General features: G+C 52.7%; 29 protein-coding genes and 1 riboswitch. Of the genes, 26 read left to right on the top strand and 3 right to left on the bottom strand.

The features are described 5' to 3' along the window. Positions 1-10: 10 nt before the first annotated feature. The 10 genes from prmC (at position 11) to glyA (ending at position 10,631) form a co-directional block, all read left to right on the top strand. Positions 11-877, top strand: a complete 867-nt coding sequence (prmC, locus tag PBA01S_RS10840; RefSeq protein WP_127575992.1) for a peptide chain release factor N(5)-glutamine methyltransferase — start codon at positions 11-13, stop codon at positions 875-877. Between the two features lie 153 nt (positions 878-1,030). Then, complete coding sequence (locus PBA01S_RS10835; RefSeq protein ID WP_028539303.1) at positions 1,031-1,306, top strand: hypothetical protein; 276 nt, start codon at positions 1,031-1,033, stop codon at positions 1,304-1,306. A 1,235-nt stretch (positions 1,307-2,541) separates the two neighbouring features. Beyond that, positions 2,542-3,765 (top strand): FtsW/RodA/SpoVE family cell cycle protein, encoded by a 1,224-nt coding sequence (locus tag PBA01S_RS10830; RefSeq protein ID WP_085170570.1) that lies wholly within the window; start codon positions 2,542-2,544, stop codon positions 3,763-3,765. A 104-nt stretch (positions 3,766-3,869) separates the two neighbouring features. Beyond that, positions 3,870-4,571, top strand: a complete 702-nt coding sequence (gene spoIIR, locus PBA01S_RS10825; protein WP_127575970.1) for a stage II sporulation protein R — start codon at positions 3,870-3,872, stop codon at positions 4,569-4,571. A 255-nt stretch (positions 4,572-4,826) separates the two neighbouring features. Beyond that, positions 4,827-5,924, top strand: a complete 1,098-nt coding sequence (locus tag PBA01S_RS10820; RefSeq protein WP_307719245.1) for an L-threonylcarbamoyladenylate synthase — start codon at positions 4,827-4,829, stop codon at positions 5,922-5,924. A gap of 4 nt (positions 5,925-5,928) precedes the next feature. Then, a complete protein-coding gene (locus PBA01S_RS10815) occupies positions 5,929-6,792 on the top strand; it encodes a DUF72 domain-containing protein (protein WP_127575969.1) in 864 nt (287 codons plus the stop codon). A gap of 470 nt (positions 6,793-7,262) precedes the next feature. Next, positions 7,263-7,823 (top strand): manganese efflux pump MntP, encoded by a 561-nt coding sequence (locus tag PBA01S_RS10810; protein ID WP_028538175.1) that lies wholly within the window; start codon positions 7,263-7,265, stop codon positions 7,821-7,823. A gap of 74 nt (positions 7,824-7,897) precedes the next feature. After that, positions 7,898-8,482 (top strand): low molecular weight protein arginine phosphatase, encoded by a 585-nt coding sequence (locus PBA01S_RS10805; RefSeq protein WP_016314175.1) that lies wholly within the window; start codon positions 7,898-7,900, stop codon positions 8,480-8,482. A 48-nt stretch (positions 8,483-8,530) separates the two neighbouring features. Then, positions 8,531-8,613, top strand: a riboswitch (ZMP/ZTP riboswitch). Positions 8,614-8,765: 152 nt separating this feature from the next. After that, positions 8,766-9,350: a TIGR01440 family protein gene (locus PBA01S_RS10800; protein ID WP_085278154.1), complete on the top strand. Its 585-nt coding sequence runs from the start codon at positions 8,766-8,768 to the stop codon at positions 9,348-9,350. A gap of 33 nt (positions 9,351-9,383) precedes the next feature. Further along, positions 9,384-10,631, top strand: coding sequence for a serine hydroxymethyltransferase (gene glyA, locus PBA01S_RS10795; protein WP_127575968.1), 1,248 nt, complete (start codon positions 9,384-9,386; stop codon positions 10,629-10,631). Positions 10,632-10,716: 85 nt separating this feature from the next. Here glyA and PBA01S_RS10790 read toward each other — a convergent pair whose 3' ends face one another. Together PBA01S_RS10790 and PBA01S_RS10785 are read right to left on the bottom strand one after the other, a co-directional pair. Beyond that, positions 10,717-11,622 carry an NAD(P)/FAD-dependent oxidoreductase gene (locus tag PBA01S_RS10790; RefSeq protein WP_085170574.1) on the bottom strand — a complete coding sequence of 302 codons (906 nt, stop codon included), beginning with the start codon at positions 11,620-11,622 and terminating at the stop codon, positions 10,717-10,719. 59 nt (positions 11,623-11,681) lie between these two features. Further along, on the bottom strand, positions 11,682-12,173 hold the full coding sequence (locus tag PBA01S_RS10785) for an RrF2 family transcriptional regulator (RefSeq protein ID WP_028538172.1): 492 nt from the start codon (positions 12,171-12,173) through the stop codon (positions 11,682-11,684). Between the two features lie 281 nt (positions 12,174-12,454). On the opposite strand from PBA01S_RS10785, the gene upp reads away from it, so the two are divergent. From upp to murA, 14 genes are all read left to right on the top strand, one after another. Beyond that, positions 12,455-13,084: a uracil phosphoribosyltransferase gene (upp, locus tag PBA01S_RS10780; RefSeq protein WP_009223734.1), complete on the top strand. Its 630-nt coding sequence runs from the start codon at positions 12,455-12,457 to the stop codon at positions 13,082-13,084. A gap of 327 nt (positions 13,085-13,411) precedes the next feature. Further along, positions 13,412-14,566, top strand: coding sequence for a non-hydrolyzing UDP-N-acetylglucosamine 2-epimerase (gene wecB, locus PBA01S_RS10775; protein ID WP_127575967.1), 1,155 nt, complete (start codon positions 13,412-13,414; stop codon positions 14,564-14,566). A gap of 182 nt (positions 14,567-14,748) precedes the next feature. Then, positions 14,749-14,994, top strand: a complete 246-nt coding sequence (locus tag PBA01S_RS10770; protein WP_009223736.1) for an AtpZ/AtpI family protein — start codon at positions 14,749-14,751, stop codon at positions 14,992-14,994. Further along, positions 14,987-15,361 carry an ATP synthase subunit I gene (locus tag PBA01S_RS10765; RefSeq protein WP_009223737.1) on the top strand — a complete coding sequence of 125 codons (375 nt, stop codon included), beginning with the start codon at positions 14,987-14,989 and terminating at the stop codon, positions 15,359-15,361. Before PBA01S_RS10770 ends, PBA01S_RS10765 begins: the two co-directional genes overlap by 8 nt. 40 nt (positions 15,362-15,401) lie before the next feature. Continuing rightward, positions 15,402-16,220, top strand: a complete 819-nt coding sequence (gene atpB / locus PBA01S_RS10760) for a F0F1 ATP synthase subunit A (protein ID WP_009223738.1) — start codon at positions 15,402-15,404, stop codon at positions 16,218-16,220. A 115-nt stretch (positions 16,221-16,335) separates the two neighbouring features. After that, positions 16,336-16,560, top strand: coding sequence for a F0F1 ATP synthase subunit C (gene atpE, locus PBA01S_RS10755; protein WP_009223739.1), 225 nt, complete (start codon positions 16,336-16,338; stop codon positions 16,558-16,560). Positions 16,561-16,675: 115 nt separating this feature from the next. Continuing rightward, positions 16,676-17,164 (top strand): F0F1 ATP synthase subunit B, encoded by a 489-nt coding sequence (gene atpF, locus PBA01S_RS10750; RefSeq protein ID WP_009223740.1) that lies wholly within the window; start codon positions 16,676-16,678, stop codon positions 17,162-17,164. Continuing rightward, positions 17,161-17,706: a F0F1 ATP synthase subunit delta gene (locus tag PBA01S_RS10745; RefSeq protein ID WP_009223741.1), complete on the top strand. Its 546-nt coding sequence runs from the start codon at positions 17,161-17,163 to the stop codon at positions 17,704-17,706. Before atpF ends, PBA01S_RS10745 begins: the two co-directional genes overlap by 4 nt. Positions 17,707-17,721: 15 nt before the next feature. Further along, positions 17,722-19,236, top strand: coding sequence for a F0F1 ATP synthase subunit alpha (gene atpA, locus PBA01S_RS10740; RefSeq protein ID WP_127575966.1), 1,515 nt, complete (start codon positions 17,722-17,724; stop codon positions 19,234-19,236). Between the two features lie 183 nt (positions 19,237-19,419). Beyond that, on the top strand, positions 19,420-20,280 hold the full coding sequence (gene atpG, locus PBA01S_RS10735; protein WP_016314170.1) for an ATP synthase F1 subunit gamma: 861 nt from the start codon (positions 19,420-19,422) through the stop codon (positions 20,278-20,280). Between the two features lie 35 nt (positions 20,281-20,315). Continuing rightward, complete coding sequence (atpD, locus tag PBA01S_RS10730; RefSeq protein ID WP_016314169.1) at positions 20,316-21,707, top strand: F0F1 ATP synthase subunit beta; 1,392 nt, start codon at positions 20,316-20,318, stop codon at positions 21,705-21,707. A gap of 60 nt (positions 21,708-21,767) precedes the next feature. Next, entirely contained in the window at positions 21,768-22,184 is a 417-nt protein-coding gene (locus tag PBA01S_RS10725; RefSeq protein ID WP_016314168.1) for a F0F1 ATP synthase subunit epsilon, read from the top strand. Between the two features lie 288 nt (positions 22,185-22,472). Then, entirely contained in the window at positions 22,473-22,724 is a 252-nt protein-coding gene (locus PBA01S_RS10720; RefSeq protein WP_016314167.1) for a DUF1146 family protein, read from the top strand. Positions 22,725-23,035: 311 nt separating this feature from the next. Continuing rightward, positions 23,036-24,379: a UDP-N-acetylglucosamine 1-carboxyvinyltransferase gene (gene murA / locus PBA01S_RS10715; protein WP_127575965.1), complete on the top strand. Its 1,344-nt coding sequence runs from the start codon at positions 23,036-23,038 to the stop codon at positions 24,377-24,379. Between the two features lie 56 nt (positions 24,380-24,435). On the opposite strand, the gene PBA01S_RS10710 is transcribed toward murA, so the two are convergent. Further along, entirely contained in the window at positions 24,436-25,470 is a 1,035-nt protein-coding gene (locus PBA01S_RS10710) for a zinc-binding alcohol dehydrogenase family protein (protein ID WP_016314165.1), read from the bottom strand. Between the two features lie 113 nt (positions 25,471-25,583). Here PBA01S_RS10710 and PBA01S_RS10705 point away from each other — a divergent pair, with 113 nt between their 5' ends. Together PBA01S_RS10705 and PBA01S_RS10700 are read left to right on the top strand one after the other, a co-directional pair. Further along, the gene (locus tag PBA01S_RS10705) at positions 25,584-25,958 is read left to right on the top strand and encodes a winged helix-turn-helix transcriptional regulator (RefSeq protein WP_028538167.1); all 375 of its coding nucleotides are present in this window, start codon (positions 25,584-25,586) and stop codon (positions 25,956-25,958) included. 178 nt (positions 25,959-26,136) lie between these two features. Then, positions 26,137-26,568 (top strand): hypothetical protein (locus PBA01S_RS10700; RefSeq protein ID WP_164744145.1); only part of this gene is annotated, 432 nt, incomplete at its 3' end.

Genomic DNA, 26,568 nt, shown 5'->3' with positions numbered 1-26,568 from the left:
AGGATACCGGATGTCCGGTGCAATGACGATATGGGAAGCCCGTAAAGAGGCTTCTTCTTTTTTAGCGGCGGCGGGCGTGCGGGAGCCCGAGTCGAATGCGGAGCTGCTGCTCCGCCATGTGCTGGGCCTGACGGGCGCGGCGTATTTGGCCGCGCTGCGTGACCCGTTCCCGGCGGACAAGCGGGACGCCTGGGAAGCGGTGATCCGCCGCAAAGCGGCGGGTGAGCCAGCGCAGTATATTATCGGGGAGCAGGAGTTCTACGGATTGACCTTCCGGGTCAATCCGGCGGTACTGATCCCCCGCCCAGAAACGGAGCTGCTGGTGGAGCGCATCGCGTTGGAAGGCGATGCGCTGTGGCCCGGCGGCGCGCCGTACGCCGCCGACATCGGCACGGGCAGCGGCGCGATTGCCGCAGCCCTGGCCCACCTGCGCCCAGCATGGCGCGTCGCGGCGAGCGATATCTCGCCGGACGCCCTGACGGTGGCGCAGGACAATGTCCGGCGGCTCGGCCTCGCGGTGACGTTCAAGCAGGGGGACCTGCTTGAACCTTTTGCCGGCGAGCCGCTGGACATCGTGGTGTCGAATCCGCCGTATATACCGGCGGAGGACATCCCGCACCTGCAGCCAGAGGTGCGGGACTATGAGCCGCGCGGCGCGCTGGATGGCGGTCCGGACGGGCTCGCGCCCTACCGGACCATGATGGCGCAGCTCGCGCTGCTGCCGCGGCCGCCTCGCCTCATCGGCTTCGAGCTCGGCCAAGGCCAAGCGGCCGACGTCGCGGCCCTGCTCCGCGCCGCCGGCCATTGGGACGAGATCGTGACCGTCCCCGATCTCGCCGGTATCGACCGTCACGTGCTCGGAATCGCACGAGGGTAACCCGCGCGGCTGCAAAGTTCGATGGCCGCGCCGGGGCTTCCCCTTTCTGCCGATTCTATGAAAATGGGTGGATCTCCTCAACCAAAAGCCGCTATTTTTGGAAGGATAGTTTCATAGAATGTGGTATCTCAAGCCGAAAGGAGGAGATATCACATGGCGTTTACACTGACGTTTCCGTACGCGCAAGCTGCCGGCGTCGGCCAAGGGTATTTCGTGGCCGCCGACCCGCTGGGCCCAACCGGGATTGTAACGGTTCAGGCTACAGTGGGTAACGTCGAACTCCGGATTACCCGGTACAACGCTCCTGACTTTATTCAGACTGTAACGCAAGGCAGCACATTTTCCGTTCAACTGAGCAACATCCAAACGATCGGAATTTTTGCGCTGACGGCAGCGACGGGAACGATCACCTTGATCACTCCCGTATAACCTGCTCCCCCTCCATTCCCTTTCTTATCCCGACCCCACTAGGGCGCCGGCGCACGCGTCGGCGCTCATTTTTTTGCAATAAGTCTGTCTTTTGCCCTCTTTTTAAGGATTATCCCGTTGCATCAGTTGCTGTGTACACTCGAAACAACAATAGAGACTACCTATGGGGGAAAGGTTCGTTTCCTACCTCTGAACGAAGGGGATAATGGTACAAAGAAGACGAAAGGGATAATTATGCAATGAGATGCCGGAATTGTACATAGGCGACATTAGAGCCCAAGAGCCGGATTGGTTTCGGAGCTGGTTTTAATCTTAGCACTGGCGTATTATTCGAGTTTTATGGTAAATGTATCTATTCGGGTCCTCTTTTTGAGGATTATCCCGTTGCATCAGATCGTAGGGGGACGCGTAACAATAAAGACTGAGGAAAACAATGAGTAACGGTAACAAAGGATGAAGAAGTAGTTTCCTGGACTCCTCATTCCTGAGTGAGAGGGATAACCTGGAAAATAGGGACGAGAGCAAGTTCTTCTTTCTGATCGATTTGGATATGGTTGAGACGATGAGTATCCTTCCTGCCTGAGCGAAGGGGATAGTGGTGTAAAGGCGTAAGAGGATACTCCTTTCTGAACGAAAGGGATAGTAGTGTAAGAAGGAATAGGAAGGCACCTCTCATCTGATCAAGGGGGATAATGGTGTAAGAAGGGGGAGGAAAGAACTTGCCATCTGAACGAAAGGGATAATGGCGTAAAAAGGTGTAAGAAAGCTCCCCCATCTGATCAAGGGGGATAATGGTGTAAGAAGGAGTAAGCAAACACTTCCCATCTGAACGAAAGAGATAATGGTGTAAGAAAGCGTAAGAAGGCTCCCCCTATCTGAACAAAAGGGATAATGGTGCAAAGAGTGGCAAGGTGAGAGGGGAGCGCGTGAGAAAAAGAGAAAAGAGTGAAGTTAGTTCGAGTGGAAAAGTGGCGGAAGGAGGAGATAGATGGTCATTTTCTTCTTTCTGAGCGAAAGGGATAATCGTGTGAAGAGGGGGAGGAAGGTACAGCAAGGCAAGAGGGGCAAGGGATGAGGGAGACGTGAGAAATGACGCCATGGGGCAAAATAAGTCTAAAAAGGTAACCTTTTGACGCTGTGACTCGTTATTTGAGTCGTAGGGCTCATTTGTAGTTAGGCCGGGTTTCTTTTAAAGTAAAGGTACGGGGTTTTTAGATCAAGAAAAGAGGATGTTCATGCTGAGCAAACTGAAAAAAATCGATTACTCCATCGTCGTGATCCTGTTGCTGCTCATGGCCATCAGTATTGCGGTGTTGTACAGCGCTACGTCAAACACCCAATATCATGGCTATCACATTCGCATGCTTGCTTATTATGCGCTGGGGTTTGTTGCCTTTTTTGGAGTTTCGATTGTCGACTATCGGCTGCTTGTGAAATATGCGCCTTACTTGTACCTGTTTGGCTTCGGGCTGTTGATCGTCGTTATGTTTATTGGTAATACCTACTATAACGCAACCGGTTGGTTGACGATCCCGGTCATTAATCAGAGTTTTCAGCCGGCGGAGTTTTTTAAGCTGCTGCTGGTTCTTTTTCTCGGGTTTTTGTTGCTGCGCAAGCGCAAGCTTCGTCTGTCCTTTTGGCGGGACGTTGTACCGATCTGCTTGCTTACTTTTATCCCGTTTGTTGCGGTTATGGCCCAAAACGACTTGGGGAATGCACTCAGCTATGTCGTGATTTTGGCGGGCATGTTATGGATTGGGAATATTAAATATTGGCATGCGCTGATTGCGCTTGTGATTTTTGCCGGCTCGGTGATCGGTGGTATCACGGCGTACAAAGCGTACCATGATCAAGTGTACAACTTCTTCGTCGAAATCGGCCGGGAACACTGGATTAACCGGATTGATCCTTGGCTCATGCCGGAGAAAGCGTCTGAGGACGCCTCCTACCACACTCGAAACGCCAAGTTAGCCATTGCCTCTGGGGGCATGACTGGAGAAGGGTATATGAAAGGGGAAACGGTGCAGTCGGAACGGGTACCGCTGACCTACTCGGACTCGATCTTTGTGGTGATCGCTGAGGAGTTTGGTTTTATCGGGAGCTCGGCGCTACTGCTGTTGTATTTTGTACTGATTCATCGGCTCATTCTGATCTCTCTGGAGACTCGTGAAACCAGTGGGCCCTACTTAATAGTGGGGATTGTGGCAATGCTGTTGTATCAGATTTTCGAAAATATCGGCATGTTCATTGGCCTCATGCCTTTGACAGGGATTACTTTGCCCTTCATCAGCTATGGCGGTACTTCGCTGTTAATTAACATGGCGAGCATCGGCGTGGCGATGAGTATCCGGATCTATGGGCAAGAGAAGGAGGAAGAGAATCCTCCTGTGGCTTCGTCGGCTCCTACGTCGCGTTATGCCTTGCTCCGGTCCAAACGTCAATCGGAAAATCGGGGGTAAAATTTTTACTAGATTCCTAGATTTCTAGGTTTAGAAGTCTCTTAACCGGACATACTGATAGACATCAGCGGCTGAAATACCGGTTTGGTTAGGAGCAAGGAATCATGGGTAAACGTTCTTTTTCCCGTCAGAAAATCGCACTTATCTTTTTTTCGATTGTGATGTTGATGATGTCCTGGGAAGGGCAATTGGTTGATACAGCCGCGGCGGCAGGGGCACAAACGGTGATTTCGCAGATTCCTCAGGAATCGATTCGGCTGCGCATTTTGGCTAACTCGGATGGAGCTGCGGATCAACTCGTCAAGCGTCGTGTTCGCGATGCTGTCGTTGAGCAAATGAACGGCTGGGTTGCACAGCTGGACAATCCGCGGAGTCTGGAGGAAGCACGCCGGATCATCCGTGAGCATCTGCCAGCCATCGAGGAACAAGTTGGTCAAACGCTTAAGCAATATGGTAAAAACTACGATTATCAAGTTGAGCTCGGCACCGTGCCGTTTCCGACCAAAATGTATGGCGGCGCTGTTTATCCAGCGGGCGACTACGAAGCGCTGCGCGTGACGCTGGGCGAAGGCAAAGGGAAAAACTGGTGGTGTGTATTGTTTCCGCCGCTATGCTTCATTGACGCCGGGAGTGGGGATGCGCTGGCAAAGGACGCTGGGGCTGTAACCACAGCAACGGCAAAAGCCTCGGCTGACGGGAGTGCGGGTGATGCCGTTCAGGTTGAACCGCAGGAGACAGAAGTGCGTTTCTTCCTGTGGGATATGCTGGTGAAGCTCTGGAACTGGATTGTTAGTCTATTTGCTTAATGATTTATATATTGAGAACTGTTTAACCGTTCGGGGATGCCGGGCGGTTTTTTTGCGGGCTATGCGCAAGGCGGGGTTCGGGTATAATAGTAGAATATATTATTGAACAGTTTGGGATGAACAAGTATGAGCCGACAGGAATCTATGAATTTCAATCAAACGGAACATCGCGGGGATCTCCCTGCTTTAAAAGAAGTAACCCCCAAAACGACACGTTGGTGGCGTATCCAGCCTGGAACAGGAGCTGGGGCTGAAGTGTCGGATGATGTGGCTGCGGAGGAAGCGGCGGCGCTGCAAGAGGCCGCCGCTGTACTCGCCTCCGGCGGGACGGTGGCGTTTCCGACGGAGACGGTGTATGGGCTTGGTGCAGATGCGCGGAATACGGCGGCGGTGGAGGCAATTTTTGCCGCCAAGGGCCGTCCGTCCGACAATCCGCTCATCGTGCACATCGCCGACGTGAGCCAGCTGGACGGACTCGTCACGGAAGTGAACGAGACGGCACAGCGGCTGATGGAGGCGTTTTGGCCCGGGCCGCTTACGCTGGTGCTGCCCGTGGCCGAAGGCGCTGTCTCGCCGCGCGTGACGGCGGGGTTGTCTACCGTGGGCGTGCGCATGCCCGCCCACGACGTGGCGCTGCGGCTCATTGCCGCAGCGGGATGCCCGGTGGCGGCGCCCAGCGCCAACCGGTCGGGGCGCCCGAGCCCCACGTTGGCGAGCCACGTGGGCGAGGACTTGTCCGGCCGCATTGACGGCATCGTCGACGGCGGGCCCACTGGGGTGGGCCTGGAGTCGACGGTTGTGGAAGCCGGCCGGGACGGGGTTGTCACCGTGCTCCGCCCTGGCGGGATCACGGTGGAGCTGCTCGCCCGCGTGGCTGGCGCGGGCGTGCGGCTGGACGCCGCCCTGCAGCCGAAGGCGAAGGCGGGCGGCGAAGCGGCCCCTGGCCCGGCGGCTGCGCCTCGCGCGCCGGGCATGAAGTACACGCACTATGCGCCGCAGGGCGTGTTGCACATTGTGCGCGGGTCCGCCAACCGGGTGGCGGACCGCATCCAGGCCGAGCTCGCGGCGGCCGCGGCGCGCGGGGAGAAGACGGGCGTGCTCGCCTTCGACGAGCGCCTCCCGTCCTACCGCGCCGACTGTGCGCTCTCGCTCGGCCGCGAGGACGAGCTGGAGACGGCGGCGCACCGTCTCTACGCTGCGCTCCGCCGCTTCGACGATTGCGGCGTCACGTACATTCTCGCCGAAGCCTGCCCCGAAGACGGACTCGGCTCGGCGGTGATGAACCGGCTGCTGAAAGCTGCCGGTCACCGGGTGATTGAGGCCGGCGGAGATTCGGAAGAGGGCAGGGGGTGAGGTCATGATCCGCATCGGCCTGGCCGGCTGGGGCGATCATGACGATTTATACCCTGCCCGAACGCCGGCCAAAGACAAGCTCGCTTGGTACGCGAAGTTTTTTAACGTGGTCGAGGTGGACAGTTCGTTTTATGCTGTACTGGGCGAGGAGGTCTATCGCCGCTGGTTGGCGGAGACGCCGTCCGATTTCACGTTTATTATCAAAGCGTACCAAGGGATGACTGGACATAGCCGAGGGAAAACGCCCTTTGGCGGTCCCGGAGAGATGTTCCAGGCCTATCTCGATTCGATTCACCCGGTGGTGGAGTCGGGCCGGCTCAAAGCTGTAATGTTCCAATTTCCACCTTGGTTCGATTGCACGGCGGAGCATGTCCGGCAGCTGCGCGCAATCCGTAAATGGATGGGCAACTTGCCGCTGGCGTTGGAGTTTCGCCATCAAAGCTGGTTCACGCCCGCTAACCGAGAACGCACGTTGGAGTTCATGCGGCAGGAGGGCTGGATCCATATCGTTTGCGATGAGCCCCAGATCGGCCAAGGCTCCGTACCCACGGTGCTGGAGCCCACTGACCCTGAGTTAACGATCGTTCGCATGCATGGACGAAATGCTGCGGGTTGGAGTCAAGCCAGCGCGCCCAATTGGCGGGAGATTCGCACGTTGTACCGTTACTCGCTGGAGGAGTTGCAGGAGTGGGTTGACATGCTGGACCAGCTGCTCAGCAAAGGGACCCAGGAAATCTGTATGGTCTTTAACAACAATTCCGGCGGGGATGCAGCATCTAACGCTTTGGATATGATGGGCCTGCTGGGTCAATCGCCACGGGAGCTTCCACCGCATCAGATTGATTTGTTCGGCGGTTGGGAGGATTAGTGGAATGAACGTTTCGCCTGCTGAACTAAAGGGAAGCTTAAGGTGTCTTGGTACTGTGTAGGCACGTGCGACGATGGTTGCCGCTTTTAGCGGTAAAAAGTGACGTTATTATTAGAGGTAAGGATATGTTTTGAGTAAATAGCGGTAAATCATGGTGTTATTTTTACGGATTTCGGAATTACAGGCGTCTAAAGGGCAGTTTAGCGGTACAAAATACCGTTATTTGTCCAACTTTCCCCATGTGTTGAGAAAATAACGTCGTCTTTTACCGCTAATTTCACATTGCTGGGGGAGTTCCACTATTGTTGGTGGGAGCTCCTCCATTGATCGGAGATCCTCTGCTGTTGGGAGCTCGCCGTTAATGGTGGGGCTCACTTGATAGGAATGCACAAAGAAGGCTGCGTGAAGTCATGAACCGGGACCTGTCCGCATATGGTTGTACAAAAGACGGACAAAGGGGACTTACGGTTATGGCAGAGGCTTATGAGCGGCTGGGAGAGCTGGTGACGATCCTGCTGATGGCGATTGCGCTGGGCATGGATGCTTTATCGCTGGGTGTCGGCATCGGCATGAAGGGAGTCCGGCGGAAAGATGCGTTCCGCATCGGGACGATGGTGGCTCTCTTTCACGTGTTAATGCCTCTGTTGGGAATTGCAGCGGGACAGTATGTCGGTGCGCTGCTGGGAAGCTTGGCACGGTATGTGGCAGGCGGACTTCTATTCCTGCTTGGGACGCATATGATCGTCAGCTCGATCAAAGGCAGCGGCGTACAGTCCATCAACCATCGGACTTGGTTAGGTGCGCTGCTATTTTCGTTAAGCGTCAGCATCGATTCGTTTTCCGTCGGGGTGTCGCTGGGCATGTTCCATGGAGACTGGCTCCTGACGGTGCTGGCCTTTGGATTTTTTGGCGGGATCATGTCCTTGTTTGGACTGGCGATGGGACGAGGCATGGGGCGTTCGCTGGGCGATTACGGGGAGGCGGCTGGCGGAGCAATCTTGCTGGCGTTTGGACTATTGTTTATCTTTTGAAACCGAGGCCTTTCGTGATAAAATAAGGTCCAAACGCGGGTAAGCTTTCCCGCTGAATATGGAGGTGAAAGGGCATGCGCATCTTGTTTGTATGTACCGGAAATACCTGCCGCAGCCCGATGGCCGAAGGGATGCTGCGCAAGCTGGCGCGGGACCGGGGGCTGGACGTGGAAGTCCGCTCGGCTGGCGTAGCCGCCATGAAAGGGGCCTCCATTTCCCGTCATGCGGAAGCGGTGTTGCGGGACCGGGGGATTAAAGAGACTTTCGAATCTACCCCTCTTTATGCCGAACTGGCGGAGTGGGCTGATCTGATTCTGACACTGACGCAAGGGCATAAGCGCCAGGTGATCCATTCATTTCCGGAGACAGCCGATAAAATATTTACATTAAAAGAATACGTTGAAGAAGACGCCTCCATATTAGCTACCTTGGAGGAGTTCCGACGCCTTGCGGCGGATCGGGAGCTGGCGCGAGCGCTGGGGAAGGAGTGGCCTGCGGAGCAGCAGCGGCGACTGGATGAGCTGCATCTTCGGCTGCCCGCGTTCGATATTTCCGATCCGTTTGGCGGTTCGCGAGCAGACTACGACCGAACGGCGGCGGAGATCAGCGCAGCGCTGGAGAAGCTGATCGCCAAGCTGGAGCGCGGCGAGGGGCATTAAACCAGTTGCATTTGCTGCGCGGATGCTTTATTCTAATAGCAGAAGTTTAAGCTCCGATGTAACTGGCGACAAGAGTGGATCAAACCACGATGGAGCATCGGAGAATACGGCCGGTCGCCTGGGCAAAGAGCACGACGCACGTCAGTTGCGTTATGCTCTTTTTTTGTTGGTTGGGTTTGAACGAAGCGGACGGACATCCGTTTGCGGTTCGCCTTTCTCTGATATAATAAGGACAGTCTTTGTGACATGTTGTTTGGTTTGCGGAGAAAGGAGCTGGCATCACATGGAACAGGAAGAGCTCGGTACCCTGCGGGCACTGGTAGCAACAATTGCAGAGGAAGTAGCCGTTGCAGCTCATCTGGGTCCGGGGAAGCTGCTGGTCATCGGGGCCAGCACGAGTGAAGTGGCGGGCAAACGAATTGGCACGAGCGGAGCTGAGGACATCGCGGCTGAGCTGTGGGCGGGAATTGAACAGGTTCGGGCCAAATACGGCTTTGACGTCGCCTTTCAATGCTGCGAGCACTTAAATCGTGCGCTGGTGGTTGAACGGGCGGTGCTGGAGCGATTTTCCTTGACGGAAGTTGCTGCGGTTCCCGTGCCGAAGGCAGGCGGTTCGATGGCCGCTGCAGCCTATCGGCGTTTGTCGGACCCGTGCCTGGCCGAGACGCTTGAAGCCCATGCCGGGATCGATATCGGCGAAACGCTGATCGGCATGCATTTGCGGCGGGTGGCGGTGCCTTTTCGTCCTTCACTGCGCCTGGTTGGGCAAGCACGCGTTACAGCAGCGACGACCCGTCCGAAGCTGATCGGCGGGGAACGAGCCGTTTATACGCTGCCGCCGGATTCGGATTCCACGCTTTGCGATTAAGTATAGATTAGATTCTAAGGAGGACAACGGAAGATGGAAAATTTGAGAAAGCAAGATCCAGCGGTACTGGAGGCTATGAATCTGGAGCTCAAGCGTCAGCGTAACAACATTGAGCTGATCGCTTCCGAGAACATCGTCAGTGAGGCGGTTATGGAAGCGATGGGATCCGTGCTCACAAACAAATACGCTGAAGGTTATCCAGGCAAACGGTATTACGGCGGCTGCGAACGCGTAGACATCGTGGAAAATATCGCCCGCGATCGGGCCAAGGAATTGTTTGGCGCTGACCACGCCAACGTTCAACCGCATTCCGGAGCACAAGCGAACCTTGCGGTTTACCTGGCTGCCCTCAAAACTGGCGACACCGTGTTGGGGATGAACCTGGCGCATGGCGGTCACTTGACCCACGGCAGCCCGGTCAACGCTTCCGGTTTGTACTATAATTTCGTGGCTTATGGGGTACAAGAAGATACGTTCTTGATCGATTACGATGAAGTGCGCAAAGCCGCTTTTAAGCATCGTCCACGTCTGATCGTGGCTGGAGCGAGCGCATATCCGCGGATCATCGATTTCGAGAAGCTGGCTTCGATCGCCAACGACGTAGGTGCGTTGTTTATGGTCGACATGGCGCATATTGCCGGTCTTGTGGCTGCGGGCTTGCATCCAAACCCGGTTCCACATGCTCATTTTGTGACGACCACCACCCACAAGACGCTGCGCGGACCACGCGGCGGGATGATTCTGTGCAAGCAGCCTTGGGCAGCCGCGATTGACAAAGCGGTATTCCCTGGTACGCAAGGCGGCCCGCTGATGCACGTGATTGCTTCGAAAGCAGTGGCCTTGGGCGAAGCGCTTCAGCCTTCTTTTAAAACTTATGCCCAAAATGTAGTGAAGAACGCTAAAGTCCTGGCGGAAACGCTGATGTCCGAAGGCCTTAACATCGTATCCGGCGGCACAGATAACCACCTGATGCTGGTGGATACGCGCAACCTGAACATCACAGGGAAAGACGCCGAGCAAGTTCTGGATTCGATCGGGATCACGGTGAACAAAAATGCGATTCCGTTCGACCCAACCAGCCCATTCATCACCAGCGGTATCCGCATCGGTACGCCGGCGGCGACTTCCCGCGGCATGGATGAGGAAGCGATGAAGGAAATTGGGCAGATCATCGCTACTGTGCTGAAATCGCCGAAGGACGAAGCGGTGTTGGATAAAGCGCGTAAACAGGTGTCGGCATTAACGGATCGGTACCCGCTGTATCCAAATCTTCAATATTAATTTGAATTTATCTAGAGCAAAACCGGGAGCACTTCGCTCCCGGTTATTTGGCGTTTCATGAATTTTTCCTCATCTTGGACGAAGCTTAACCGTTTTCCCTCCAAGCCTCCATATTTAATTCATTGTTAAGTGCCGCAGCAGCCATGGCTCCGGAAGAAGCTGCTGCAATCGCTTGATGGCGCATCGTAATTGCGTCTCCAGCGCTAAATACCCCTGGCACGGTAGTTCTTCCGAATTCATCGACGACAATCGTTCCCGCTTCGGTCATCTCACATCCTAAGGCTTCAGGGAGGTCCGATCCGATCTTTAGATCCGGTCTAAAAAAAATCCCCCTGCATGCAATGGCTGTACCGTCCTCGAGAACAACCTGCTGCACGATCCCTTCTTCCGATTCAATGGAACGGATGGGAGTGTCATATAGAGGGACTCCATGGCGTCGTAAATCCTCGCGATCCGCTTCGGTCAATCCGTCGGGACCATTCGTGCACAAGGTAAAGCGATCCGTCCAGCCGGAAATCAGCGGGATGAAGTGCATGGCATCTGCTCCGGTTGATATGATTACCCAAGGCTCGTCGCGTAGTTCCCAGCCGTCGCAATAAGGGCAAACGAAGGCGCTTTTTCCATAAACCTCAGCCAGCCCCGGAATATTCAAGGGACGATCCTTCATGCCAACGGCAAACAGCAACTTCTTACTGTGAAGGGTTGCGCCTCGGGAGGTCGTGATTTGAAAATTGCCATTCGAGCCGGTAACGAGATGGGCTATATCTTCCATAAAAGTGATGCCAGGATAACGTGAGATTTGTTCCTTGGCTAACCGCCGCAGTTCCCCGGGGGGAATTCCGTCGCGCGTCAGGAATCCGTGGGCCTCACGGGTCACCGCGTTGCGGGGGCGTCCTTCATCGAGGACCACTGCGTGTTTTCGGGCCCTTCCCAGCATCAGGGCGGCACTCAGGCCGGCAGGGCCGCCGCCGATAATGACAGCATCAAGCATACTTTAATACACCTCCATGGATCTATTATATCCATAATTAAAATACAAGAAGCGTTAAATCACTTCTTGTGGACGGGGAACCTCCCAGCTGCGACTGCCGCATCCACCACCGTCTGTATCGTATGCTCCTGTAGGTATTGATTGAGCTGACGTTCAGCACCGTCCATGACCTGTTTAACGAGACAGACGTTCCGGTTAGGATTCAGGTTGGATTGTCCGCGTTCCTCCTGATCTTGTTCAGCAAGCAACTGATGCTGTTGGGATGATATGTTGGAACATTCGAACAGGTGCTGGCGGCCTTCGATTGCCTGTATTACTTCAAGAAACGTTATTTGATCTGCAGGCTTCGCCAGTTCATAGCCGCCGTTTACACCTGGAACAGCCCGGACGATGCCGTCTTGCCGCAACTTGGACATAATTTTAGAAAGATAGCTCTCCGAAACGCCAAGCGCAGCGGACAATGGTTTGATTCCAATGTTCTGGCCACGATCCACGCTTGCCAAGTGAATGAGAGCATGCAGCGCATAATCGGTACTTTTGGAATACTGAATGGCAGTTCCTCTCCTCTGTTAATTATGGACTTAATATATCCATATTAACGAGGGCTTTTCCACATTGTCAAGACGATCTGCGAGAGAGTGCGGTGTTTTTCGGCCCCGACGGATCTTTTAAAGGATGAGTGACGTTTTTATGACGGCTTTCTGACAAGTTGGCGTGAGGGTGAAAATGCCATCTTGGAGTGATATAATAGACAAGATTTGTGGACGTTCGAAGAATGGGAACGAACAAGCAAGTAAAGACTTAGCAATAAAACCGGAGGGAAGAACGAAATATGAGAAAACTGGTGGTATGTGATCACCCTTTGATTCAACACAAACTGACTTTTATCCGCGACATGCGCACGAACACTAAGGATTTTCGTGAACTGGTAGATGAAGTAGCGACGTTGATGGCTTATGAAATTACGCGGGACATTCCGCTCGAGTCAATCAAAGTGCAGACGCCGGTTGCTGAGGCCGAGTCGAAGGTCATCTCTGGGCGGATGCTGGGGCTGATTCCGATTCTCCGCGCCGGGCTGGGCATGCTGGACGGAGTGTTGAAGCTGCTTCCTGCGGCGAAGGTGGGACATGTCGGCTTGTTCCGTGATCCGGATACGCTGCAGCCAGTTGAGTATTACATCAAGCTTCCTACGGATGTTCAGGAGCGCGAGCTGATTGTGATCGATCCGATGCTGGCTACTGGGGGATCCGCTATTGCGGCGATTACCGCGTTGAAGAATCGCGGCTGCACGCAGATCAAAATGATGAACCTGATTGCCGCGCCGGAAGGGGTCAAGGCGGTGCATGACGTGCATCCGGACGTTGACATTTATGTCGCGGCATTGGACAGCCATCTGAACGAACATGGCTATATCATTCCGGGCTTGGGCGATGCCGGTGATCGGTTGTACGGCACGAAGTAAGCCAAACGCCTGAATCAAGCCTCCAACGTCTTAGGAGATGGTTGGGGCGAAGGCGTAGGGCATAGGGCCGGTTTAACGGCAAATTGTACCGTTAATTTTCTATTATTTGCGCAATGAAGAGAAATAACAGTAAATCCTGTCTCTAATTTGGCCGATCTCAGCGAAAATGCGGGATTGCGCCGAAATTAACGGTAGCTTTTACAGCTAATCGAGGCACTTATGCCGGATATCCCAAAATTAACGGTAGCTTTTACAGTTAGTTGCTGCGAGACAGGCAGACGACAACAACTTATTTTGATTACCTCTATATGGAAGGAATTGAGTAGGGTGAGCAAGATTAAAGTAATGACGATCTTCGGCGTTCGACCCGAAGCGATTAAAATGGCGCCGCTGATTCTGGAGCTGCAGAAGCATCCCGACAAAATCGAATCGGTGGTGTGTGTAACGGCCCAGCACCGTGAAATGCTTGATCAGGTGCTGGACGTCTTTAAGATCGTTCCGGACTATGATCTGGACGTCATGAAGCCCAACCAGACGCTGAACGAAATTACGATTCGTGTGCTGCAAGGATTGGAGGGCGTCCTGAAGGAGGCCAAACCCGACATTGTGCTTGTGCACGGTGATACGTTAACGACTTTCTTGGCAAGTTATGCTGCTTTCCTGCAACAGATCAAGGTGGGGCATGTCGAGGCCGGATTGCGGACGTGGAACAAGCTCTCCCCTTATCCAGAAGAGATGAACCGGCAGTTGACCGGCGTTTTAGCTGATCTTCATTTTGCTCCGACGGAATGGTCAGCTGGAAATTTACGTAAGGAAAATAAACCGGGGTCAGCTATATATGTCACAGGCAACACGGTGACAGATGTGTTTCAATATACAGTACAGCCGAATTACACAAATTCTGTGCTGGACTGGGCCGCTGGAAAGCGGCTTATTCTCATGACGGCGCACCGCCGCGAGTCGCAAGGCGAACCGCATCTGAATATCTTCCGCGCCGTAAGAAGAATTGCCGATGAGTTTGAGGATATAGCCATCGTGTACCCGGTTCACCCAAGCCCTGCGGTCAGGGAGCCGGCTTATGCAACGTTGGGCGATCATCCCCGTATTAAACTTATTGATCCATTAGATGTGGTGGATCTGCACAACTTCTACCCTCATACGCATTTGATACTTACGGATTCGGGCGGTTTGCAGGAAGAGGCACCATCCTTTGGTGTTCCGGTGCTAGTGCTTCGTGATACGACGGAGCGGCCCGAAGGGATCGAAGCGGGGACGCTGGAGTTAGTCGGCACAAATGAGGAGATGGTTTATGAACGGACAAAGGCGTTGCTTAGCGATCAAAAGCTATACGAATCGATGAGCCGGGCAGCGAATCCGTACGGCGATGGACAAGCATCTCAAAGAATTGTCAATGCGATTTGTCACCATTTTGGATTTTTGAAGGATCGTCCGGAGGAATTTCACAGAAAGTTCACAAACTAGCGAAAATTTGTTTTGATCGCGAGCCCAAAAAAGTATACAGTATTACTGTACGCTGTATGCGTTTTATTCAGGATTGCAAGGGCAAATTTAGCATTTCATGGCTTTAAATCACTAAAAAACCTCAATTGACAATAACTCTTCACAATTAGTAAAATAAATTGGGATTATTAGGGTGATTTGAGATGAAAGACCCGATTAAACCTGATAAAAACAACAACAGCGTATGGAAGGCTGTCGCTGTGGTAACCGCTTTAGGAACGAACTTTGCCGTGTGCGCTGTGGGAGGTTACTTCCTTGGCGCCTGGTTGGATAAGCTGTGGTTCAAGAATGGACTGGGCATTGGCCTTGGGGTTCTGATCGGCATTGCAGCGGGTATTGTCGGCATTGTCGCTCTAATTAAGTCGGTTGTGGGAGGAAAAGATGGATGAGCTCTCGAAATACAACCGCGCTCTAACAGCCGGAACCCTAGGTTTCTTGGCCCTGTGTTTTCTGGGAGGCGCTTTATTGCCGCAGTATCAAAGCATTATGCTCGGCATCGCGCTCGGCTCAGCGGTCAGCTGGATTAACGCGGTTTACTTAGGCCGCAAAGTCCGGCAAGTGCTAGATGCCGCGGTTAACGGTGGTTCGAAGCGGTTGAACATGGGGTTTCTAACCCGTGCAGCACTGGCGGTTCTAGCGGTTTTTGCCGCAATGAAATATCCGCAGTATTTTAACGTGTATGCGGTTGCCGGCAGTCTGGTTTTTGCGCAATTTTTTCTTCTTTTTATAGGTATTCGTTTTTCTCGTAAGCCTTAAAGCTTGATAGCATTTCAACTTGGAATGGGGGTGAGAAAACATGCATGAAGCTCCGGTCATAGAGTTGGGCGGTCTGCATTTGGACTTGTCCATCATCTTGATGCTGGTGGTGACCTGCACCATCGTGTTCGTCATCGCGCGTCTAGCGACTCGGAATCTATCCGTAGAGAATCCCGGCAAGCTTCAGAATTTCATGGAGTGGGCGGCTGAGTTCGTTCAGAACTTGATCTCCAGCACCATGGATCTGAAGAAGGGAAGACCTTTTCTCTCCCTGGCCATGACGATGATTATGTTTATCTTTGTCGCCAACATGCTAGGGCTTCTGTTTGGGGTCGTAACGGAGTATGATGATCCGGCGAAAGCGAAAATTTTCGGTCAGGAAATCACTTCGGTTACGAAGGTGCTCGCGGAAGAGCACGAGAAGCATCCGGGTGAGGAAGCTCACGCCGAGGTGGCATGGTGGAAATCGCCGACAGCTGATCTCAGCGTAACGATGGGTCTGGCCTTGCTCGTCTTCACATTGTCCCACGGTTTGGGGATGGTGAGAAACACGAGAAATTATTTTAAGCATTACGTTCAGCCCTATCCTTTGTTTCTACCAATTAACTTGATTGAGCAGCTCTCGAAGCTGGTAACGCATGGCGTTCGTCTTTACGCGAATATCTTCGCAGGCGAGGTACTGATCTCCACCATTATGACGTTGGCCAAAGCAAGCGTGGTTGGTGCGATCTTCTCCGTTCCGCTCTTGATGGTATGGGATGGATTCAGTATTTTCGTAGGTGCTATCCAGGCTTTCGTCTTTGTCATCTTGATGATGGTTTATATCTCGCAAAACCTGGAAAGTCACGAAGAGCATTAACCGGGCAGTGTTGGAAGCCCGCATAAGCTAGTCTAAGTTTCAAGTTACGGATTGGAGAACGACTTCAACCTGACTGAACTATAAAAATTGATTTTACTTAAGGAGGATATACAAAATGGGAGCAATGGCATTATTAGCAGCAGCTATCGTAGCAGGTTTGGGCGCATTTGGCGCAGCGCTGGGTAACGGTATGGTTATCAGCAAAACAGTTGAAGGGATCGCTCGTCAACCTGAAGCGAAGTCCACTCTGCAAACAACGATGTTTATCGGCGTAGGTTTGATCGAGGTACTTCCGATCATCGGCGTGGTCCTGGCATTTATGTTCTTTGGTCAGGCTTAATAAGATTTTTAGAAAAGAAATGGCGGGGAAGGCCACAGACGTCCTCGCCTTCTTTTTAGCCCAGGGCGGGCGATACGCGATATGCGGATAGGCTTCGGAAAGGAGTGACTTGAGTTTGGAATTCGTATGGGAAAACACCGTCCTCGCATTGATTGCGATCGGGATTTTATACTTCTTGTTGAACAAATACGCATTTGGTCCGCTGTTTTCCGTGATGGAGAAGCGTCGTGAACTCGTTCAGCAACAGCTGAGTGAAGCGGCGCAAACACGTGAACAGGCAAATGCTTATGTGGAGGAGCAAAAAGCTGCCCTTCAGCAAGCACGCAAAGAGGCGTATGAAATTATTGAACAATCCAAGCAGACGAGCAGCAAGCAAGCCGCTCAAATGCTGGAGGAAGCCAAGAACGAGGCGGCCCGCTTGAAAGAAGAAGCGGTACGCGACATTCAGAACGAGAAGAACCGCGCGGTGGAACAACTTCGCAGCGAAGTGGGCGCTGTGTCGGTGAAGATCGCATCCAAGCTGATCGAGAAAGAAGTCAGCGAAGACAGCGTTCAAGGCGAACTGGTTGACAAGTACCTTAAAGAGGTCGGTGGCCGCTCATGAGCCGCGAGACCGTAGCTGCAAAACGGTATGCCAAAGCATTGTATGAGATCGCTGCGGCGGAAAGCCGGACGCTGGAAGTTGAAGAAGAGTTGAAAGCACTGGCGGCAGCTTTCCAGGCAGGGGATATTGAGCATTTTCTTGCCTCACCGAAGATTACGGAATCGGCGAAATGGGAAGCCATCTCCAATGCGATTGAAGGCAAACTGTCCAAACCTGTAGTTTCGACGGTGAAGCTTCTGGTAGAACGCGGAAGAATCGGACTCTTGCCGGAGCTGGTAGACGCTTACGTGAGCATTTCCAGCGAAGCGCTTGGACTTGCCAATGCGTTGGTGACAACGACTTACCCGCTTAGCGAAGAGGAGAAGCAGCAGGTTGCTGCGGAGTTCGGCGCCCTCTTAAATAAGAAGATTCGCGTCGAGAACGTGATCGACAAATCGTTGCTTGGCGGAATGAAAGTACGAATTGGCGACACGTTGTACGATGGAAGCTTGGCCGGGAAATTGGAACGGCTTGAAAAGTCTTTTCGAAGACAAGCACTGTAGATAGGGGTGAAACACTTGAGTATCAGACCTGAAGAGATCAGTACACTGATTAAAAGTCAGATCGAACAATATAAATCGGAAATCGAAGTAGCTGAAGTCGGCACCGTTATTCAAGTTGGTGACGGTATCGCCCGTGTTCACGGACTTGAGAACGCGATGGCAAACGAGCTGCTCGAGTTTGAAAATGGCATTTTTGGTCTTGCTCTGAACCTGGAAGAGAGCAATGTGGGTGTCGTTATCCTCGGCCCTTACAGCGAAATCCGTGAAGGCGATCAAGTGAAACGGACGGGACAAATCATGCAGGTTCCCGTAGGCGAAGCGATGCTGGGCCGCGTTGTGAACCCGCTCGGTCAACCGATCGACGGGAAAGGACCGATTGAAACAACGGAATTCCGTCCAGTCGAAAATAACGCTCCTGGCGTTATCGACCGGAAATCGGTTCATGAACCAATGCAGACGGGGATTAAAGCAATCGACTCGATGGTTCCGATCGGCCGTGGTCAACGGGAGCTTATCATCGGTGACCGTCAAACCGGTAAAACGGCGATTGCTATCGACACGATCATCAACCAAAAGGGCAACGGTGTGAAATGTATTTACGTTGCCATCGGTCAGAAGCAATCAACGGTTGTTAGCGTTGTTGAAACGCTTCGTCGCCATGGTGCACTCGATTATACAATCGTGGTATCGGCTTCTGCTTCGGAACCGGCACCGCTTCTGTACATTGCCCCTTATGCTGGCGTAGCGATGGCCGAGTACTTCATGTACAAAGGCGAGCATGTCCTGATTATCTATGACGATTTGTCGAAACAAGCAGCAGCTTACCGCGAACTTTCCTTGCTGCTCCGCCGTCCTCCGGGCCGCGAAGCGTATCCGGGTGACGTCTTCTACCTGCACTCCCGTCTGCTGGAACGTGCAGCCAAACTGAGCGACGAGCTTGGCGGCGGTTCGATCACGGCGCTTCCGTTTATCGAAACGCAAGCTTCCGACGTATCGGCGTACATTCCAACAAACGTTATTTCCATTACCGACGGTCAGATCTTCCTGGAGTCCGACCTGTTCTACTCCGGTCAACGTCCAGCGGTTAACGTGGGTATCTCCGTATCCCGGGTTGGCGGTTCCGCGCAAATCAAGGCAATGAAGAAGGTTGCCAGTACGTTGCGTCTGGACCTGGCCCAATACCGCGAGCTTCAAGCGTTCTCCCAGTTCGGTTCTGATCTGGACAAATCGACGCAAGCTCGGTTGACCCGTGGTTCGCGTATGATGGAAATCCTGAAGCAAGGCGTTAACCAACCGTTGGCGGTTGAACTACAAGTCATCAGCTTGTATACCGCAGTCAAAGGGTATCTGGATGATATCCCGCTGGCTGACGTGCGCCGCTTCGAAGCGGAATTCCTGTCTTTTGTCCAAAATCAGCATGACGATGTTCTGCAGTCGATCCGCGACACCAAGGATCTGACGCCAGAGAACGAAACGAAGCTGAAAGAAGTAATCGAGCAATTCAAACGCGGTTTCGCGACTACGGCATAAGAATGTTCTTGCGGCAAACCGGCCTTGGCTAAGCGCAATGCCGGTTTACGCCTATGTGTAAAAAATACTTTGGTCAGGCCAAAGTTAGGCTCATGCTTACGAAGTAACTTTGGCTCTGCCAAAGTTAGGCTCATGCTTACGAAGTTAGTTTTGGCTTCGCCAAAACTTTAAGGTGGTGAAATCATGGCAAAAGGGATGCGCGAAATCAAGCGTCAGATTAAAAGCGTTCAGAACACCCGGCAAATCACCAAAGCGATGGAAATGGTAGCCTCGGCGAAACTGCGTAAAGCGCAGGAGAGAGCGCAAGCGGCTCGGCCATACTCAGAGAAGCTGAAAGAGGTAGTATCCAGCATCGCGGCTGCCTCTCAAGGCGTTAGTCACCCGATGCTCGTGTCGCGTCCGGTCAAGCGGACCGCGTATATCGTGATTACGTCCGACGGCGGTTTGGTTGGCGGATATAACGCGAATATTTTGCGGAAAGTGACGGATCTGATCCGTTCTCGCCACGCCTCGGCTTCGGAATACGAACTGTTTGTTATCGGCCGTAAAGGCAGAGATTATTTCAAACGCCGCAATTATCCGGTTGTTCATGAAGTGACTGAGCTTTCGGACTCTCCGAGATTTGCGGATATTAAGTCGTTGACCTATGCAGCGGTGCAAGGCTTCGAAACTGAACAATTCGACGAAATTTACGTTTGCTATAACCGGTTCATCAATGCGATTACCCAACTGCCAACCGTGGAGCGCCTTCTCCCCTTTGATTCGGTGGAGAGCGAAGCGCCGGTCAGCAGCTATGAGTATGAACCTTCGCCGGAAGGCGTATTAGAAGTGCTTCTTCCGAAATATGCCGAAACGTTGATCTTTGGTGCGCTTCTTGACGGTAAAGCCAGTGAGCTTGGTGCGAAAATGACTGCAATGGGCAGCGCGACCAAAAACGCGACGAAGATGATTAATGAACTTACCCTGACGTACAACCGCGCTCGTCAAGCGGCGATTACGCAAGAAATTACGGAGATCGTGGCCGGAGCTAACGCACAAGGCTGATCGTTCCGGGCAGCAATTTTAGGAGGGAAACGAAGATGAACAAAGGACGCGTTGTCAGCGTAATGGGTCCGGTTGTTGACATCGAATTTGAGCGCGGTCAACTCCCGGAAATCTATAACGCAATTAAAATTGAGAAGCAAGACGGCCAGTCTGCTTTGGTTCTGGAAGCTTCCAATCATCTGGGCGATAACCTCGTTCGTTGTATCGCAATGGCCTCGACAGACGGCCTTGTGCGCGGTACGGAAGCAATCGACTTAGGAGCACCGATTTCGGTTCCAGTCGGTTCGGCGACATTAAGCCGCGTATTTAACGTGCTGGGTGAGCCGATTGATAACAAGGGTGAAACCAACAGCGAATTGAGATACCCAATCCACCGCGAACCGCCGAAGTTTGAAGATCTGTCGACGCAAGCGGAAATGCTGGAAACCGGGATCAAGGTTATCGACCTGCTGGCGCCTTACGCCAAAGGCGGTAAAATCGGCTTGTTCGGTGGTGCCGGCGTAGGTAAAACCGTTACGATTCAGGAATTGATCCACAACATCGCTCACGAACATGGCGGGATCTCCGTATTCGCCGGTGTAGGGGAACGTACCCGTGAAGGGAACGACCTTTACATGGAAATGACGGAATCCGGCGTTATCGAGAAAACGGCGATGGTCTTCGGTCAAATGAACGAACCGCCAGGTGCACGTCTTCGCGTAGCCTTGACGGGTCTGACGATGGCAGAATACTTCCGCGACCAAGAAGGCCGCGACGTATTGCTCTTCATCGACAACATCTTCCGGTTTACGCAAGCGGGTTCTGAGGTTTCCGCGTTGCTCGGACGGATGCCTTCCGCAGTAGGTTACCAGCCGACGCTGGCAACGGAAATGGGTCAATTGCAAGAACGGATCACTTCGACGAAGAAAGGTTCCGTTACTTCGATTCAAGCGATTTACGTTCCTGCGGACGACTATACCGACCCGGCTCCAGCTACAACGTTTGCTCACTTGGACGCAACGACGAACCTGGAACGGAAAATTTCCGAGAAAGGGATTTTCCCGGCCGTAGACCCGCTGGCTTCCAGCTCGCGGATTTTGACGCCGGAAATCGTAGGCGAAGAGCACTATGCCGTAGCCCAAGGCGTAAAACAAATCTTGGCTCGTTATAAAGAACTGCAGGATATTATCGCGATCCTCGGTATGGATGAATTGTCCGACGACGATAAAACGCTCGTTGCCCGTGCCCGGAAAATCGAACGCTTCCTGTCGCAGCCATTCCACGTGGCTGAGCAGTTTACGGGAATTAAAGGGAAATATGTGCCGATCGCCGAGACGGTCCGCAGCTTCAAAGAAATCTTGGAAGGCAAGCATGACGATCTTCCGGAAGCAGCGTTCCTGTTCGTAGGAACGATTGAAGAAGCTGTCGAAAAGGCCAAAACGCTGTAATTCGAAGCCGAATCCGGATGCTTCAGAAATGAACTGTCCCACGAACAGGAGGGATAACACTTGAGCACCTTTTTATTGGAAATCGTTACGCCGGAGCATGTGGTGTTCTCGAAAGAGGTTGACAGCTTGACGGTCCGCGGCGTTGAAGGGGAATTTGGCGTTTTGAAGGGCCATATCCCGCTCGTGACCCCGCTGCAAGTTGCCCCGGTGGTTGCGAAAATCGGCAAGGAAGAGACGTACATCGCCGTACACGGTGGATTTATCGAAGTACAGGGCGATAAGGTGATCGTACTTGCCGAGAGCGCAGAGCTGCCGGAGGAGATCGATCTGGAGCGGGCCATCGCGGCACGTGAGCGTGCGGAACGCCGTTTGGCGAATCGCAGCAACCAGGATCGTATCGATCATCGCCGTGCAGAGCTCGCGTTGCAGCGGGCGGTCACCCGGATTAACGTGGTCACCAACCGCAAACAGCAATAGACTGCAAAATAACGGGCACCTCTTTGGGGTGCCTGTTTTTTCTTACAGAATGACGTCAGAATGATATTTTGGTAATAGATGCCGTTGGAAGCCTTTGCATGACAAAGAAAAGCTGGATTATTGCGGCGATGCCAAGTATGATATATAAGGTCTATATTTTTACAGGATCGAAACCGATATATAAATACGAACCTAACGCAACTATGATCAATGTGACAGCGTCTAATGGGGAAGAATTAACCGTTTAGGTACTTGCTGCATAAATATAAACGTGATGGAGGATTTATTATGAATCCCGTCGATCAGGTAGCGTCTTCAGTGGGGGTAAACGGCTTGACAGCGATCCTCGTCTCCTTGGCGTGCGTGGTGCTGTCGTGGCTGGCCCTGCAGAATTTGAAGCTGGATCTATTCATTCGCCACCCCAAGAGCCCGCAAGGCAAGCTGCTGCATCTGCTGCTCGCCATTGTACTAGGCCGATTCGTAGCTGCTTTTATTATGGATTATTGGCAATATACCCAAATGCTGAAGTATATGTTTTGAGCTTAACTTTAAGCATTCGTATGAGTGTTTAGCTTAGTGTTTGCGGAGTTCGTCTACAGACAGATCAGGAAGGAAATTGTCGAATAACATCATTTCATTGTGTCAACAATGGTGAATAAGGACTACAACTCGAGAACATGTCCATAATCGGGGCAAGAAGCGATTTCTGTGCCAAAACTCGCTTTTTCGACAAGATTGGAGCCTTGTGTGCCTTAAATGACCGGTGATATGATGAAATTTAGGGATTGAACCAGGTAAATCTTTTTCCAAATCGGGAAAAAAGTGAAAATGAACGCGCGGAGGGAACCATGATGAGCAAATTTATCGTCCGCGGTGGCAATGTTTTGGCCGGGAACGTAAAAGTCAGCGGTGCTAAAAATTCAGTGCTACCGATCATTGCAGCGTCTTTACTGGGTGAAGAAGGAGTCAGCGTCATTCGCGATGCACCCCCTCTTGACGATGTAATGACCATTAATAAAGTGTTGGAGTCGCTAGGAGCAGCTGTTAAGTATGACCGAGAGGTCATTACCGTCGATGCGCGGCAAATCACTTCTTGCGAGGCGCCTTATGAATGGGTGCGAAAGATGCGGGCGTCTTTTCTTGTCATGGGTCCATTGTTAACAAGAATGGGATTCACCCGGATTTCCCTCCCGGGTGGCTGTGCGATCGGGACCAGACCGATTGACCAGCATCTGAAAGGCTTCGAAGCGATGGGTGCAGAAATCACCATCGGCCACGGGTTTATCGAAGCCAAGTCGAACGGCCGCCTCCGCGGGGCTAAGATTTATTTGGACGTTGCCAGTGTAGGCGCAACGGAGAACATTATGATGGCGGCAACCTTGGCGGAAGGCACAACCATTATTGAAAATGCAGCGAAAGAGCCGGAAATCGTTGATCTGGCCAATTATTTGAACAGTATGGGAGCCGTTGTCCGCGGAGCCGGAACGGGCATGATTCGGATTGAAGGCGTCGAACGGTTGCGTGGATGCGAGCATACGGTGATCCCTGACCGGATCGAGGCAGGAACGTTTATGGTCGCTGCGGCAATCACTGGCGGGAACGTCTTTGTTGAAGGGGCAATTGCGGATCACTTGGGACCGGTGATTTCCAAATTGGAGGAAATGGGCGTCACCATAGAAGTTCAGGAGAACGGCGTGCGTGTGATTGCAGACAAACCGCTGAAAGCAGTGGATGTGAAAACATTACCGTATCCGGGCTTCCCAACGGATATGCAAGCGCAAATGATGGCCTTGCTGCTCGTAACCGAAGGAGCAAGTGTCATTACCGAAACGGTATTCGAAAACCGCTTTATGCATGTCGATCAGTTCCGTTTAATGAATGCCGACATTAAGGTGGAAGGACGCAGTGCAATTCTCTCCGGGAGCAACAAACTCAGCGGAGCCAAGGTATGCGCCACCGACCTTCGTGCCGGAGCGGCACTGATCTTAGCTGGACTGGTAGCGGACGGGACGACGGAAGTCAGCGGTACCCATCATATCGACCGGGGATACGTGGATTTGGCCGAGAAGCTGTCCGGCTTGGGTGCGGACATTTGGCGGATTTCGGTCGAAGAGACCGCACCGGAAACCGAGAAAGTATCAGCTAGCGCCAAAGAGGAAATCCCAGTTTTGAAAATTCAGCCCTCTTGGGCTTAAGTTGAAGTTTATAGAAGTATGAAAAACCATGCCCGAGGCATGGTTTTTCTTTTTCTTTAGTTGAAATGCTCTAGGACCACTTTGCCGATCGTTCTTCCGGATTCGAGTAGCGCATGGGCTTTGCGGAGATTGGCGGCGTTGATGGGAGAGAGCTTCTCTGCCACGGTCGAACGAATCACACCTTGATCGATCAAATCAGCCAAAGCGTTCAGCAGATGATGCTGCTCAATCATATCTTCCGTTTGGAACATCGGGCGAGTGAACATCAGTTCATACACGAAGGTGACGCTTTTCTGCTGCAACAGGGAGATGTTGACCGGCTCATCCGTTTCGACGATCGAGCAGATTTTGCCTTGAGGAGCGATCGCATCGACCATGTTCTTCCAGTGTTTTTCGGTGGTGTTCAAGCAAAAGATATAGTCGACATGTTGAACTCCCAGCGCTTGAAGTTGAGGAACAAACGGGTCATAGTGATTGATGACGTCATCCGCCCCCAGCTCTTTTACCCATTTGACCGATTCAGGACGGGATGCTGTGCCGATCACCGTAAGTCCGGCATGCTTGGCAAGTTGCGTGGCGATAGAGCCCACGCCTCCGGCAGCGCCGATGATTAGAATCGTTTTCCCGGCATTCTGGTTGGCGTCTTTGGAGACGCCTAAGCGATCATACAACGCTTCCCAAGCGGTAATTGCGGTCAATGGGAGAGCGGCAGCCTCGGCGAAATCCAGCGAAGTTGGTTTACGACCAACGATTCGTTCGTCAACCAGGTGGAATTCGCTGTTCCCTCCGGGACGGGTGATGCTGCCGGCATAATACACGGCGTCCCCCGGCTTAAACAAGGTCACATCTGGCCCCACTTCTTCAACGATGCCTGCAACGTCCCAACCAATCACTCGGGGGGAAGACTCCACTTTACTTTTGGGTTTTCGCACTTTCGTGTCAACTGGATTGACGGAGATGGCGTGAACCTTGACCAGCAAATCTCTACCGGTTGGAACAGGTCTGTCGATCTCGACATCCAACAAGCTCTCCGGGTGCTCGATGGGCAAATAGTTATAGAATCCAACGGCTTTCATGGTTTGATTAGCCATAGTATACCTCCTCCTTTTCTATTGTTAATGTAAATGTAATGCACTAAAATGGGAAGTACGCACATTAATGTTATGTAGTACACATTTGTATACTATTGTGGAGGGATGCAGCAATGCGCAATCGCAAGAGCGGTTATGGCTTTTGTCCCAACGATGAAGCCTGCCCGGTGGAGTTCACGTTGGATGTAATCGGAGGCAAATGGAAAGGGGTCTTATTATATCATTTGATGAACGGACCGATTCGATTCAACGAATTTCGCCGAATTTGCCCGGGAATTACCCAACGGATGCTGACACTGCAGCTACGCGAACTGGAGGAGGATGGCGTCGTTCATCGCGAGGTGTACCACCAGGTCCCTCCGAAGGTGGAGTACTCCTTAACGGAATTTGGCAAAACCTTAATTCCGATCATTATCCAAATGAAGGAATGGGGCGAAACCTATAAGAAGACGGCTCCGTTTCTGAACAAGATGGAAGACCAAGGTTGATCGTTTCTATAAAATCTAGAAGCTTTTGCAAGGGACCCGCGAAATCGGGTCTTTTTACTGTTCTAGCAATCCCTCAAAACTCATATCTATAAGTATAGCGGGCAAACGATATAAGGGCAGAAAGCTAGGTTACTAGCTCGCTAGTAAGGCAGCATGATGAGGGCGGGGGAATCCATCGATGCAGGAACGATCTCAAGCAGTCAAAGTCAATGTGGCACCTCGTCGAGAGGTCAAGCAAAGCCAAAAAGAAAGCAGCCATCTTCCCATAAGTCATCCGGCCGTGAGCCAGCCTTTAAGGGATGACGGGGCGAATGCGACGAAGAAGCCGGCGCCCGTATCTATGATGAAGGTTCAACCGAAATTGGAACAAGCGACGGAGTTAAGTGAAGAACGTGGAAAAGGAGGAGTCGAGCAACACGGGCGTGCGGGGATTGCTAGTGCGGTCCATGAAGGCACGGCCAGGGTGAAGCTTACGGCAGGGCCCGGGGCACCGCCGGCGGTACCGCTGCTGCAAGTGGTGCCGCCGGAGACCCGCGTGCGCGTCAGCGTCCGCACGCGGCCGCGCCGAACCCTCTCCCGCCTCGGGCGGAGATGGTTCGGCGGCACCGGC

It is taken from the genome of Paenibacillus barengoltzii NBRC 101215, assembly GCF_004000745.1.
Taxonomy (GTDB): domain Bacteria; phylum Bacillota; class Bacilli; order Paenibacillales; family Paenibacillaceae; genus Fontibacillus; species Fontibacillus barengoltzii.
Note: the sequence above shows the minus strand (reverse complement) of the source record. Positions and strands in the feature narration are given on the sequence as shown.